The organism is Kitasatospora sp. NPDC050463, from assembly GCF_040655255.1.
Classification (GTDB): Bacteria; Actinomycetota; Actinomycetes; order Streptomycetales; family Streptomycetaceae; genus Kitasatospora.
On record NZ_JBFAJO010000043.1, the window covers coordinates 38208 to 51458 of the forward strand.

Consider the following 13251-nt stretch of genomic DNA (forward strand, 5'->3'; position numbering starts at 1 on the left):
GAGTACAGGGGTTCGGGAGTACTGGGCGCCTTCGGGGGTGCTGGGTGCTTTCGGGGGTGCTGGGTGCTTTCCAGGGTGCTGGGTGCTTTCGGAAGTACCGGGTGCTGAGGTTCTGAGGTGCCGGCGCCCCGGGGTGCGCGAGCGCCGGGAGCACGGGCGTGTGCCGGGGAGCGCGAGCGTGACCCTAGGGCGGCTGCCCAAACGGCGCCGTTCGCACACCTGAGCGGACGCCCTCGTCGGGCGCAGCCCCCCGCGCACCCGGCGCGTACAGCGGCGCACGGGGGCACCGGCGCACGGCACCGTCACGCCCTACCAGCGCAGCGAGGCGAAGTCGATCGGCCTCGGCCGCAGGTCACGGCACCGCTCGGCCAGGGCACGCAGCCGCCGGGCCGCCTCGTCGGCCGGCATCCGCCGCCGGTCGCCGTGCCCCGGCAGCAGCCACTCGAAGCAGAGCCGCCCGACACCACGGGCCAGCGAGGCGGCGAGCTCCTCGATCGAGTACCAGGTGACCCCGGCGGCCACCTCCAGGTCACCGGTGGTGCGCGACCAGTAGAAGCTGTCGCCGGAGAAGCAGTACCGGTCGTCGGCCAGGTAGACGACGCTCCCGAGGGTGTGCCCGGGAAACGGGTGGGCCACCACGCCGGCCGCGATCTCCACGGGCTCCCGGCCACGCAGCACCCGGTCGGCGTCGGGCGCGGCGTCGAGATCGCCCTCGTGGATCCAGAGCCGCGCGCCGAGCGGACGGAGCGGGTGGGGCAGGCGTGGGCCGCGGCGTACAGCTGCCGCAACTCGGCTTCGTCGCGCGGCGGGCGGACCACCTCGGAGCGTCCGCCGCGTTCGTGGATCAGGTCGGGGGCGAGCTGGCGGGCGACGTCGCAGTTGAAACACCGGTCGTCGACGTACCAGCCCGCTCCGGAGGTCGGGGATGCGGTGGACGGGTCGGGCTCGCTCATGCTTCCGCTCCCTGGGTGGGTGGGTGCCCGCCGAGTGGCCGGCCCCTCCAGGGTGGGCACCGCCAGCCCGGAACCGGAAGGGGGTCGCGATCTTGTGCTTTCCCCGGCCGGCCTATCCGCACGCCGTTCTGAGCGCCCGTCAGGTGCGCACGGCCGTCCGAAGCGCCCCCGCGCGACACCCCGCCGGGTTATTCCCGGCACCCGCACGAATCGCACGTGGCCCATCTCACGTACCCGCACGGGCCACCTACGGTGGCGTAGGTCACTTGAGACGGTGAACTATCTCCTTCATGCCGAACCTCCAGGAGACCCTTGACCTCAGTTCGTACGCGGCCCTCGGGGACAGCTTCACCGAAGGCCTGAACGATCCCGGCGTCGGCGGCGCCTTCGCCGGCTGGGCCGACCGGCTCGCCGGGCTGCTCGCCGACGGGTGCCCGCCGGGCGGGTTCCGCTACGCCAACCTCGCGGTGCGGGGCCGGCTGCTCGACCAGGTCGTGGCCGAGCAGGTGCCCGAGGTGCGGCGCATCCAGCCGGACCTGGTCACCTTCTGCGCCGGCGGCAACGACATCCTGCGCCCGGGCAGCGATCCGGACGAGGTGGCCGAGCGCTTCGAGAACGCCATCGTCCAACTCACCGAATCCGCCGGGACGGTGCTCATCTGCACCGGTTTCGACACCCGGGGCGTGCCCCTGCTGAAGCACCTGCGCGGCAAGATCGCCACGTACAACGGCCACATGCGGGCCGTCGCCGACCGCAACGGCTGCAAGGTCGCGGACCTCTGGTCGCTGCGCGCGGTGCAGGACCGCCGGGCGTGGAGCGAGGACCGCCTGCACCTGTCGCCCGAGGGGCACCAGCGGGTCGCCCTGCTGGCCGCCCGCTCGCTGGGCCTGCGCACCGAGCAGGACCCGGAGGCGCCGTGGCCGGTGCTGCCGGTCCAGACCCCCGCGGAGCAGCGCCGGGAGAACCTGCAGTGGGCGCGCGAGTTCCTGCTGCCGTGGGTCGGCCGCCGACTGCGCGGCGAGTCCTCCGGCGACCACGTCGAGGCGAAGCGGCCGGAGCTGCTCCCGCTCTGACGAACCGTCAGGCCCCGCCGGGCGCGCTCCCCTTCGCCACGACGGCGGACCGCGCCCGGCCGGACCGCACCAGCCGGATCGGCCCCGCGTGCAGCAGGGCGGCCGACGCGGCGCCGACCAGGTACCAGCCGAGGTCCGGCGCGTTGAAGGTGGAGCCGAGCACCAGCCGGGCCGCCGCACTGCGCCGGCCCAGATCGTCGGGGACACCGGTGAGCTGGAACAGCTCGACCGCCCAGCTCAGCCCGGCCGCCGCCACCGCGGCGGCCACCGGGCGCAGCCGCGGGGCGACGAACAGCACCAGGGCGTACACCAGCACGGTGTACAGCGCGTCACCCGCGTACTTGGCGACGTCGCCACCCGCCACCGCCCGCACCCCGAGCCCGGCGCCCACCGTCAGCACCGCCACCACCCCGGCCGCCACCCGCCTGCGGCCACTCCCCCGAAGATCGTCCACACCGGCCAGCGTAGGCGACCCGTCCACGGAGGCGGCCTGCGCCCCCGGGTGCGACGGGGGTGTGATCGTCCCCGCGCGCGCACGACCTCCATGGCCGCGGATGATCCGCTGAAGGCCCCGGGGCCCCGGACGAGCCCTCCGCCGACTCCGACGTGGACGCGGCCACTCCCAGCAGGACGCCCGGCCGCCCCCGCGCTTCCGTGGTAGGCGAGGCACCACCAGGGGTAGACCATGCTGAGAGATCAGCGAGCCGAGGAGCCGGGCATGGAGAGTCGCAGGGTGGTTGTCACGGGGGCGACCTTCCCGGAGCAGGTGGTACGGGAGTTGGAGGCCGGCGGGTTCACCGTGGAGTCGCTCCCCGGTGACCTGGACGAGGACAGCGTGATCCGGGCGCTGCACGGCGCCTGGGGCTACGTGCTGGGCGGGTCCGAGCAGATGTCCAAGCGCGCCTGGGAGCAGCTGCCGGACCTCGCGGTGGTCTGTTTCATGGGTACCGGCTTCAGTTCCTTCATCGAGCTGCCGCAGGGCGGCTCGCGGACCCGGTTCAGCTATACCCCGCATGCCAACGCGGTGGCTGTCGCGGAGTTCACCATCGCCCAGATGCTCGATCTGGTTCGCGGGGTGACCCGCCGGGTGGCGGGCGTGCGGGCCGGGGTGTGGAGCGAGGACGCGACCCCGTCGCTGGTCGGTGCCCGGCTCGGGGTGGCCGGGATGGGGCACATCGGCCGCGAGGTGGCCCGGATGGCGCACGCCGCGTTCGGGATGGAGGTGCTGTACTGGAACCGTACCCACCGCCCGGAGTTGGACGAACTGCCCTATACCGCGGTCTCCTCGCTGGACGAGCTGTTCGAGGCCGCCGACGTGGTGTCGGTGAACTTCGCCTACGAGCCCGGGGTCAACGACGGGGTGATCGGTGCGGAACAGCTGACCGCGCTCGGCTCCGACGGCTTCCTGGTCAACGCGGCCCGCGCCGCCCTGGTCGACCCGGCGGCGCTGCGCGCCGCGCTGGCCGAGGGCTGGATCGCCGGCGCGTCGATCGACGGCTACTACACCGAACCGACCCCGGCTCCGGCCGAAGACCCGTACGGGCTGCTGGAGTTCGTGCCGGACCGGCTGCTGGTCACGCCGCACTGCGCCTACCTGAGCACCCAGGCGATCCGGCGGATGGCCGACATGGCGGCGGAGAACCTGCTCTCCGTGGCCCGGGGGGACGAACCACCGTACGCGGTGACGGTCGGCTAGCAAGGCCGCCGTACACGGGGGCGGGTCCGCCGGGGCCGGCCCGAGGGGGGAGACGTGGTGACGGAGGAGAGCTCCGGCCGGTGGCGGCAGAGGGCTGCCGCCGTCTGGCGGTCGGCGGCGCTACGGGTGGTGCTGCTGGCGGTCGTCCTGCTGCTGCTGGCCCCGCGCTGGGGCGAACTGGCCGACTCGGCAGCCGCATTGACGCGCGGTCGGATCCAGCTCGGTGACCTGGGCGGCTGGGCTCAGAGCATCGGCTCGTTCGCCGCGGTCTGGGTGGCGCTGGCGCAGTCCCGCCGGTTGCGGCTGGACCGGCTGGACGACATCCGGCGCCAGGAGGTGCACGTGCGCACCCAGGTCTACGCGTGGGTCGCGTACCGGGACGAGGGGGGCGGGGAGGGCGGCTGGTACGTCTACCTGAACAACATGACACCCACCCCGATCGGGGTCTGGGTGCTGACGGTCCGGGACGGCGCGTCACCGCAGGTGGTGACCACCCTGGACGTGACCCGGCTGCTGCCGATCCTGCCCGGACTCACCCAGCGTCCGGCGGGGCTGGCGCCGGGGGCCCTCCTGCACCCGGTGAGCGAGCTGGAGTTCGTCGACGCGGCCGGGCTGTGCTGGCGCCGGGCGGCGGCGGGAGGCCTGGAGCGGATCGCGGAGATCCGGCTCGGGGATCAGGTGCTGGCGTCCGGCCCGGCGCCGGTGGCGCCCGGCCGGGGCCGGCGAGGAGTGGGGGTGGGAGATGGCGGGTGACGGGTTGGGCTTCGAGCCCCCGGGGCTGGAGCGCCCGGTCCTGGAGATGTCCCGGGTGGTTTCGGAGTACCTGAGCGAGGTGATGGCGGAGACCGAGCACCTGGTGTTCGGAAATCCGCACGGCTTCCGCTTCGATCACAGGCTGCCGCTCCAGGACGTGTGGATCCCGCAGGACACGGTGCTCACCGACCCGGGCGACGCGCTGGCCGCCGCCTCGCCACAGGAGCGCATCCTCCTGGGCCGGCTGGACAGCCTCCCGGTCGACGCCGCGCTGAACATGGCGGTGTTCCGCAAGACCGTCCTGACGGGCCGTCCGGGATACGGCAAGACCACGCTCTGCCGCCGCCTCGCCTACAAGCAGGCGCTGGAGGCGAAGATGAACAGCCGGGGCTGGATTCCGATCCGGCTCGCCGCACACACGCTCAACCACGCCGGGGTCTGGCGTTCGTTCGAGGAACTGCTCGCCCGGGCGGGGCTGGTGCACAACGCGGAGCTGCGCGAGCGGCTGAGCGAGGCCGAGGTCCGCGGGCACCTGTGGTTCTTCATCGACGGCCTGGACGAGGTCGACGAGGCCCGGCTGCCCGACCTGCGCTCCCGGCTGACCGCCGGCATCCTGGCCTCACCCAACCGGGTCACCCTGACCTGCCGGGTCGCCGACTACGCGGCCGACCGGCCGCTGCGCCGGCTGGACCGACTGCCGGTGCTGGAACTCGTCGGGTTCAGCGAGGACCGGCTGGACCACTACATCGAGAACTGGCACCAGCACGCCGGACGCGGACGGCGCGGCTGGACCCAGGCCCGCCTGTCGGCTACCCGCTCGCTGCTCGACTCGCACGCCGAACTGCGGGACGTCGCGGCCAGCCCGCTCCTGGCGGCGGTGCTCTGCGTGGTCGAGTCCCGCCCCCGGCACACGCCGCCCGGCCAGGTCACCCTGCTGGACCAGGCCGTCGACTACCTACTGCTGCGACCCGAGTGGCGATACGGCGCCGGCGGCGACCAGCACTCCCCCGCGCTGGAGCCGGACGTGCTGCTGGCGCTGGCCGGAGCGCTCGCCTTCAGCATGCTCAGTGCGGGCACCCGGCCGCCGCTGCCCGGCTGGAGCCGCCGGACCATCGCGCGCGGCGCGCTGCGCGGGTTCGTCACCGAGCAGATGGCGGCGCTCGCCGTCCTGGACGACGCGGACGCCGAGGAGGAGGCCGCGACGACCGCGGCCTATCTGGACCGACTGGCCGGCAAGACCGCCGCCGGCCTGCTCCAGGAGCGGGAGGCGGGCTGGTACGAGTTCGCCCACCTGAGCTTCCAGGAGTACCTGGCGGCTCGCCACCTGGCCGGCTACGTCAGCCCGCGCGACCGGCTCGACCTGGCTCTCGACCCGGCCTGGCGGCACGTCTTCCTGTTCACCGCCGGCATCGCCCAGATGTCCCGGGAAGGGCTCGCCGACCTGCTGATCCTGGTGCGCCGGCTGCTGCGCGGCGCCGGTGCCGCGGGCGCGGGCGCGGAACTGGAGCGCAGCGCGGTGGGCGCCTGTCTGGCGGCGGAGATGCTGGCGGAACTGGGCACCGCCGCGGTCCGGCGCTACGGGCTGGAGTCCGCGCTGGCGGACTGTCCGCTGCCGGAAGCGGAGGACGCCGAGTTCACCGGCCTGTGGCCGTTCGCGGTCGAGGTGGCGGCCCGGCTGGCCGCGGACCGCCGGCTGAGCCGGGCGACCCGGATGCGGGCGCTCTGCGCGGTCAGCCGGCTGGGCGACCCCCGGTTCGCCGAAGGAGACGATCCGTTCGGAACGCTCGGGCAACTGGTGGTGGTACCGGGCGGCCGGGGCCGGGTCGGCACCGACCGCCCGCTGGCCATGCACGACCCCAAGCGGGTGCCGTCGAACCCGCCCCGGCCGGTCCAGGTGAGGGAGTTCGAGATCGGCCGGTACCCGGTGACCAACCTGGAGTATCAGGCCTTCGTGGCGGACGGCGGCTACGAGCGGCCCGCCTGGTGGCAGAGCGACGAGGCCGCTCGCTGGCGGGCCGGTGACGAGGGCTTCCTCGGGGAGCTGGTGGAGCTCTGGGAGCAGCAGAAGGACCTCAACTTCGTCAAGGAGTTCGGCGAGCCCGAGTTCGCCACCTACGCCCAGCACACCTCGGCCCGGATCGCCCGCCGGACCATGGCCCGCAGTCTGCCGCTGTACTGGCGCGACGCCCGCTTCAACCTGCCCACCGCACCGGTGGTCGGCGTCAACCTGTGGGAGGCACAGGCCTACTGCGCCTGGCTGCAGCACCGGCTGCGCGAGCAGGGGCGGATCGGCGAGCGGGACACCGTGGCGATCCCCACCGAGATCGAGTGGGAGTGGGCCGCGGGCCGCTCCTGGGCCGGCCCTCGGCTCGACTACCCCTGGGGCGGGCGGTTCGACCCCGATCGCTGTCTGGTCCGGGACTTCACCGATCCCGGTGACAGCCGAATCGTCAACTTCGGCGCGATACCGGTCGGTTTCTTCGCCCCGGCCGCCGACGGTGGTACCCCGCCGGGCCCCGAGGACCTCGGCGGCAACGTCTGGGAGTGGGTCACCAGCCGCTCACTGCTCTGGAGCGACCCCGGCGAACGCGACGCCCCGGGAGGTCTGGAGAAGCGCGGGGTGCGGGGCGGTTCCTGGTACAGCCGGGAGCCGATGGCCACTCATGTCAGCTTCCGGCTCGACGACCCGCCGTGCAACGCCTACTGGGACCTCGGCTTCCGGATCGTGGTCCGCCGCTCCGCGACAGGGGGAACGGGATGAAGGGAGGGGGCAGCAGGGACGGGACGAGCTGTCCACAGCCTTACCGCCCCTGACCGGGCCCGCCATTGCCGCGGTGCGTGGGCGGCGGACGCCCGACGGAGCGCCGTCGCGGTGACGGACGGCGAGGTGCGCCCGCCGTACCGCGTCCGGATCCGCCGGCTCCCGTCCGCAACCGCCACCCCCCGTCGCACGTCCCTCCCTGTCGACGGGCTGTCCGAGCGGCCCGGTAACCTGCTCCCCGGCCCGCCGAAGGGCCGGATCCGCGCAGGTCGCGGGCGGCAACGACAGAGGGACGGGGCGGGGCACGATGACGCAGCTCACCGAAGCGGTGGAGGAGTCCGGGACACGGGCGGAAGCGGCCGACCGGGGACGGCGGTTCACCGTCGACGGATTCGCGCCGCGCCACGACGGTCGCTCCCGCGAGCGCGGTAAGGCCCTGCGCGAGCGCATCCCGCGCGAGCGGCACGCCGAGTTCCCCACCCCCGCCGACCGACCGACCGCCATCGAGGCGATCGAGGCGTCCAACGCCGGCCGGCTCACCGAGCTGGTCCCGATCCGGCTGGGCCGGATGGCGGCCACCCCGTTCGCCTTCCTGCGCGGCTCGGCCGGCCTGATGGCCGCCGACCTCGCCGGCACGCCCACCGCCGGGATCACCGCCCAGCTCTGCGGCGACGCGCACGCCGCCAACTTCGGCCTGTACGGCGACGCCCGCGGCCAACTCGTGATGGACATCAACGACTTCGACGAGACGGTGCCCGGCCCGTGGGAGTGGGACCTCAAGCGGCTCGCCGCCAGCCTGGTGCTGGCCGGCCGCGAGGTCGGAGCCGACGAGACCACCGCGCGCCAGGCCGCGTTCGACGCCGCCGGCTCGTACCGCCGCACCATGCGCACGCTGGCCAAGCTGCCCGTCCTGGACGCCTGGAACGCCGTCGCCGACGACCAGTTGGTCTCGTTCGCGCAGGCGCACGACCTGGCCGAGGCCCTGCAGAAAGTCGGCGCCAAGGCACTGGGCAACACCAGCGCCAGGTTCGCCGCCAAGTCCACCGTCCGCGCGGCGGACGGCGGGCTGCGGTTCACCGCGGCGCCCCCGGTGCTCAGCGAGGTCCCGGACGCGACCGCCGCCGCGGTGGCCACCGCGCTCGGCGCCTACGTCGCCACCGTGCCGGCGGAGCTGCACCCGCTGCTCGCCCGCTACCAGGTGCAGGACGTCGCGTTCCGGGTGGTGGGCACCGGCAGCGTCGGCACCCGCTCGTACGTCGTCCTGCTGACCGACCACCGCGAGCAGCCGCTGGTGCTCCAGGTGAAGGAGGCGCGCCCCTCGGTGCTGCTGCCGCACCTGGCCCGCGCGGGCTACCCGGTGACCGTGCCGGACGGCCACGAGGGCCGCCGGGTGGTCCTCGGCCAGAAGCGCATGCAGGTGGTCAGCGACACCCTGCTCGGCTGGACCACGGTGGACGGACTGCCTTACCAGGTACGGCAGTTCCGCAACCGCAAGGGCAGCGTGGACCCGGCGGCGCTGCTGCCCGGACAGCTCGACGACTACGCCCGGATCACCGGCGCCCTGCTCGCCCGGGCCCACGCGCACACCGCCGACCCGGGCCTGATCAGCGGCTACTGCGGCAAGAACGAGGCGCTGGACGAGGCGGTCGCCGCCTTCGCGGTGGCGTACGCGGACCGGACCGAGGCGGACCACGCCGACCTGGTCACGGCCGTCCGGGCGGGCCGGCTCGCGGCCGAGCACGGCGTCTGATCCCGCCTCCGAGTCGGCCTCCGACCCCGGCGTCCGACCCCGGCGGGGCGTGACCGGTCGGGGTCGGGAGTCGGTCGGGAGCCGAGTCGGCTAGCCCGGGGACCGGCCGGCCCGGTCGGCGGGGTCCAGGAACGGCGCGACCACCGCGACGAACTCCGCCGGCCGGGCGTGGTGCACGAGGTGACCGGCCTCGATGGTGACCACCCGGCAGTCGGGGATCCGCTCGGCCAGCTCGGCGATCCGATCCTGGGGGACGTGGCTCGCCCCGCCGCCGGCCACCACCAGCGTGGGCGCGGCGATCGCGGCCAGCCGCTCCAGCCAGACCGGCTCGGGGGTGTCGATCTGCCCCTTCACCGCCTCCACCGCCGCCCAGTCGAAGCTCACCGGCTCGGCGGGCGCCGCGGCCACCGGGGTCGCCGGACGCGGGAAGGGCGCGGGGACGTCCTCCAGCACCAGCCGGCCGACCCGCTCGGGGTGTTCCTGTGCCAGCAGGTACGCCACCACGCCGCCCATCGAGTGACCGACGACATCGACCCGGTCCAGCCCGAGCGCGTCCAGGAAGCCGACCACGTCGTCCCGCATGGCGTGGAGACCGTACCGGCCGGGCCGCCCGCTGTCCCCGTGGCCGCGCAGGTCGAGTGCGAGGACGTGATGGTGCGGGGCGAGGTCCGGCAGGACGCCGTCCCAGTCGGTGGCCCGCTCACCGAGCGCGTGCAGCAGGACCAGCGGCGGGGCGCCCGGCGTGCCGTACTCCCGGTAGGCCAGGGTGACCTCCGGCAGTTCAACGGTCCGATGATCAGTCATACCGATCACCGTACGCGGCGCGCCCCGTCCACCGTCCGCCCGTTCGCCCACCGCTCAATCCGGCCGGCCCGTCGCCGGCCGCGTGCTCCGCGCTACCGCCGCTACCGCCGCGCCCGCACGTCCCCGGCCTGACCGACCTGACCGGCCTGACCGGCCTGACCTGACGGACCCGGCCGACCCGGCCGACCCGGCCGACCCGGCCGACCCGGCTGGTCGGCGTCCGCCGCCCGAGCAGGCAACGAGACCGCCACCGGCCCGTCGCCCTCCCGCGCCGCCGCCCGGCTCGCCAACACCGAGGCCAGCACCGCCAGGGCGGCCACCGCCGCACAGACGGCGCTGGCATACGTGTACGCGGCCCGGTGGCCGCCGCCACCGCCGGTGGCCCGCAGATAGAGACCGGACAGCGCCGACACGCAGACCGCCGCCGCGATCCGCTGCGCCATCTGCAGAATCGCCCCGCTCACCCCGGCCGCCTCGGCGGGCGCATGACGCAGCACGTACGCCTGGTTGGTGGCGCCCATCACCCCGGCGGCGGCACCGCCGAGCAGTTGCAGCGCCGCCAGCAACCACGGCAGCGCGCCGGTGGATCCCCACCGCACGACCAGCCCGCCGGTGAGCATCACCAGCGCCGAGACCGTCATGCCCGCGGTGACGGTCCGCCGGCCGAAGCGCCGCACCACCCGCCAGGCGAGCGCCGAGGCGACCCCCATCGAGACCGCCGAGGGCAGCGCGACCAGCGCCGCACCCATCGGGGAGAGGCCGAGCCCGTCCTGCAGGAACATCGCCAGCACCAGTCCGGCCGCCACGACCGAACCGAACTGGGCCATCGCCACCGCCGTACCGAGTGCGTACGGCGCGGACCGGGTGAGCGCCGGGTGGATCAACGGGTGGCCGCCGGCCCGGGCGTAGCGGCGCTGCCACCGGACCAGCGCGCCGAGCAGCACGGCCGCGCCGGCCGCGAAGGCCAGCCAGCCGGTCCAGGCGGGTGGCTGCACGAACGGCAGCATCAGCACCAGCGTCAGCGCGGCGACCAGCAGCAGGCCGACCAGGTCGAGGTCGGCGTTGCGCGCGCTGGGGCGCGGGCGGGGCAGGCAGCGGACCGCCAGGACGACGGTGGCCAGCCCGAACGGCACGTTGAGGAGGAAGGTCAGCCGCCAGCCGTGCTCCGGTCCGACGGCGGCCAGCACCGCGCCGCCGACCGGCGGGCCGAGCGCGAAGGCCAGACCGCCCGTGACGGCGTACATCCCGAGGGCCCGGGCCCGCAGTTGCCCGTCGAACACGTCCTGGATGGTGCCGATCATCTGGGAGTTGACCAGCCCGGCCCCGGCGCCCTGGAGCAGCCGGGCGGCCACCAGCATCCAGGGCTCGGTGGCGGTCGCGGAGAGCAGGCTGACGGCCGTGAACACGGCCAGTCCGGTGACGAAGAACCACTTGCGGCCCCAGACGTCCCCGAGCCGCCCGCCCGGGACCAGGGCCAGACCGAAGGCGAGCGAGTAGCCGGCCACGATCCACTGGAGATGGGCGGGCTGGGCGTGCAGGCTCTCCCGCAGGGCCGGTATCGAGGTGTTGAGGACGGACTGGTCGATCAGGGTGGTGAACCCGCCCGCGACGCAGACCAACAGCACGCGGCGCCCGGCGGCGTCGAACCGCTCCCGGGGCGCCGCCGGACCTGTCGGCGTCTTCACGGCTCGACCACCACCAGCACGTACCGGGCGACCTCGGGTCCGGGGCTGCGGAAGCGGGTGCGGTCGGCGACGAACCGCAGACAGTCACCGGCCGCGAGCTGCTGCGGCTCGCCGTCGACGGTCAGCTCCAACCGGCCCTCCAGCAGCCAGAGATGGTGCTCCAGGCCGGGGACGGACGGCCGGTCGTAGGCGATGTCGGCCCCCGCCGGCAGCCGCCCCTCGACGATCTCGGCCCGCAACGAGCCGTCCGGCGGAGACACCGAACGCCGAACGAAGCCGGTGGCCTCGTCCCGCCAGATCCGCTGCTCCCCGGCCCGGACCAGCCGGGCGGGGGCCGACTCCACCTCGGCGAGCAGGCGCGACATCGTGCGTCCGTAGACGGCGCAGAGCCGACCGAGCAGGGCGGCCGTCGGGCTGACCTCCGCCCGCTCGACCCGCGACAGCGTGGACCGGCTCACCTCCGCCCGCCCCGCCAACTCCTCCAGCGTCCACCCGCGTTCGACGCGGAGCTCGGCCAGCCGGATGGCCAGCCGCTCGTCGGCGGCCGTATCGATTCCCATATTCGCGATGCTATCCCGGATATGGGAGCACGTCTCCGGGCCGGCCGGCCCGCTCCGACCCGCTCCGCGCGGACTCGGCCGGGGACACCCCCGCCGCGCCCGTGGAAGCCCTCGGCCGCCCCCGGCCGACCGCGATCGGATCGCACGCGCCCACCCCGCCCGGACCCTCCTGACCTGGCCGGATAGGGTCGGTGTGCCGGGGGCGCGTGCGAAACACGCACCTCGACGGGGGGATGCCGCATGCGCGGCGGGCCCGGCCATCGTCACCGCATCGTCGTGTCAGGGGAAGAAGTGCGTCGTTCCACAGGTCTCGTCGTCACCGTGCTCGCGCTGCTGTGCGCCGCAGGGTGCTCGTCCACCACGGCCGAGAGCGCGGCCGAGACCGCCGCCGGGCCGTCGGCGAGCAGCCCGGCGGCGTCCGGCGCGTCGGCGGCACCGACCGCCACGACGACGTCGGGCGCCCCGACCACGGCGACGACTCATACGCCTACTCCTACGGCAACAGCGTCGACGGCGTCGGCCGCCGAACACGCCACCGCCGTGCGCGAGGCCGCGGCCGCGACGGGCCGCACCAGCGCCCGGGTGAGCCAGACCGTGATGCTCGGCGACGGGGAGACGACGTACAACCTGTCGGTGGCAGGGGACTTCGACCTGGCGGCGGACCGGGGGCAGCTCGAAATCGACCTCCCCGGCGGTGCGATCAGCCACGTCGACGAGATCTTCGCCGACGGCCAGGTGTACGTGCGCGGCTCGGCCGGGGTACCCGCAGGGTCCTGGGCGGCCATCGACCGGGAGCGGACCGTCGCGCACGCTCTTCTCCGGTCGCCGGTCAACGACCCCGAGCACGTCCTCCAGCAGGTCTCCACCCTGACCCGGGTCACCCGCGCCGGTGAAGAGGAGGTGGACGGGGTCCGTGCCGTGCGCTACAGCGGGGTCCTGGCCGACGACGCCGTCACCCTGCGCCTGGTTCCGGAGGTGCGCAGCAAGCTGGAGACGTACCGGAACCTGAGCGGCGCCGGCCTGCAGATAGCCGCCGACGTGTGGGTCGACCCCCAGGGCCGGGCGACGAAGGTCCGGCTGGTCCTGGACATGGATCCGATCCGATCCGTCACCACGGTGTCCTTCACCGAGCTGGGCAAGCCGGTGAAGGTGACGCCTCCCCCGGCGAAGAACACCACCGCGGCCACCGAGCTCTCCGGCGTCCTCACCGGCTGAC

At 74.5% G+C, this 13251-nt stretch carries 10 protein-coding genes and 1 pseudogene; 6 read left to right on the top strand and 5 right to left on the bottom strand.

The window, feature by feature from the left end; all coding sequences use genetic code 11:
• Positions 1–309 precede the first annotated feature (309 nt).
• A pseudogene (locus tag AB0J08_RS25465) lies at positions 310–953 on the bottom strand (ferredoxin).
• A 290-nt stretch (positions 954–1243) separates the two neighbouring features.
• On the opposite strand from AB0J08_RS25465, the gene AB0J08_RS25470 reads away from it, so the two are divergent.
• The gene (locus tag AB0J08_RS25470) at positions 1244–2026 is read left to right on the top strand and encodes an SGNH/GDSL hydrolase family protein (protein ID WP_360638658.1); all 783 of its coding nucleotides are present in this window, start codon (positions 1244–1246) and stop codon (positions 2024–2026) included.
• 7 nt (positions 2027–2033) lie between these two features.
• Here AB0J08_RS25470 and AB0J08_RS25475 read toward each other — a convergent pair whose 3' ends face one another.
• On the bottom strand, positions 2034–2480 hold the full coding sequence (locus AB0J08_RS25475) for a DUF2809 domain-containing protein (RefSeq protein ID WP_360638661.1): 447 nt from the start codon (positions 2478–2480) through the stop codon (positions 2034–2036).
• A gap of 264 nt (positions 2481–2744) precedes the next feature.
• On the opposite strand from AB0J08_RS25475, the gene AB0J08_RS25480 reads away from it, so the two are divergent.
• From AB0J08_RS25480 to AB0J08_RS25495, 4 genes are all read left to right on the top strand, one after another.
• Entirely contained in the window at positions 2745–3722 is a 978-nt protein-coding gene (locus AB0J08_RS25480; RefSeq protein ID WP_360638664.1) for a D-isomer specific 2-hydroxyacid dehydrogenase family protein, read from the top strand.
• A gap of 57 nt (positions 3723–3779) precedes the next feature.
• Positions 3780–4475 (top strand): hypothetical protein, encoded by a 696-nt coding sequence (locus AB0J08_RS25485; RefSeq protein WP_360638666.1) that lies wholly within the window; start codon positions 3780–3782, stop codon positions 4473–4475.
• Complete coding sequence (locus tag AB0J08_RS25490; RefSeq protein WP_360638670.1) at positions 4465–7236, top strand: SUMF1/EgtB/PvdO family nonheme iron enzyme; 2772 nt, start codon at positions 4465–4467, stop codon at positions 7234–7236. The genes AB0J08_RS25485 and AB0J08_RS25490 overlap by 11 nt, the downstream gene beginning before the upstream one ends.
• A gap of 307 nt (positions 7237–7543) precedes the next feature.
• Positions 7544–8986: a DUF2252 domain-containing protein gene (locus tag AB0J08_RS25495; protein WP_360638672.1), complete on the top strand. Its 1443-nt coding sequence runs from the start codon at positions 7544–7546 to the stop codon at positions 8984–8986.
• Between the two features lie 90 nt (positions 8987–9076).
• Here AB0J08_RS25495 and AB0J08_RS25500 read toward each other — a convergent pair whose 3' ends face one another.
• The 3 genes from AB0J08_RS25500 to AB0J08_RS25510 all read right to left on the bottom strand — a co-directional run bounded on the left by AB0J08_RS25500 (position 9077) and on the right by AB0J08_RS25510 (position 12035).
• Positions 9077–9790 carry an alpha/beta fold hydrolase gene (locus AB0J08_RS25500; protein WP_360638675.1) on the bottom strand — a complete coding sequence of 238 codons (714 nt, stop codon included), beginning with the start codon at positions 9788–9790 and terminating at the stop codon, positions 9077–9079.
• A gap of 101 nt (positions 9791–9891) precedes the next feature.
• A complete protein-coding gene (locus AB0J08_RS25505; RefSeq protein WP_360638678.1) occupies positions 9892–11475 on the bottom strand; it encodes an MFS transporter in 1584 nt (527 codons plus the stop codon).
• Positions 11472–12035, bottom strand: coding sequence for an XRE family transcriptional regulator (locus AB0J08_RS25510; RefSeq protein WP_360638681.1), 564 nt, complete (start codon positions 12033–12035; stop codon positions 11472–11474). Before AB0J08_RS25510 ends, AB0J08_RS25505 begins: the two co-directional genes overlap by 4 nt.
• A 291-nt stretch (positions 12036–12326) precedes the next feature.
• Here AB0J08_RS25510 and AB0J08_RS25515 point away from each other — a divergent pair, with 291 nt between their 5' ends.
• Positions 12327–13250, top strand: coding sequence for an LppX_LprAFG lipoprotein (locus AB0J08_RS25515; RefSeq protein WP_360638684.1), 924 nt, complete (start codon positions 12327–12329; stop codon positions 13248–13250).
• Position 13251: the final 1 nt, after the last annotated feature.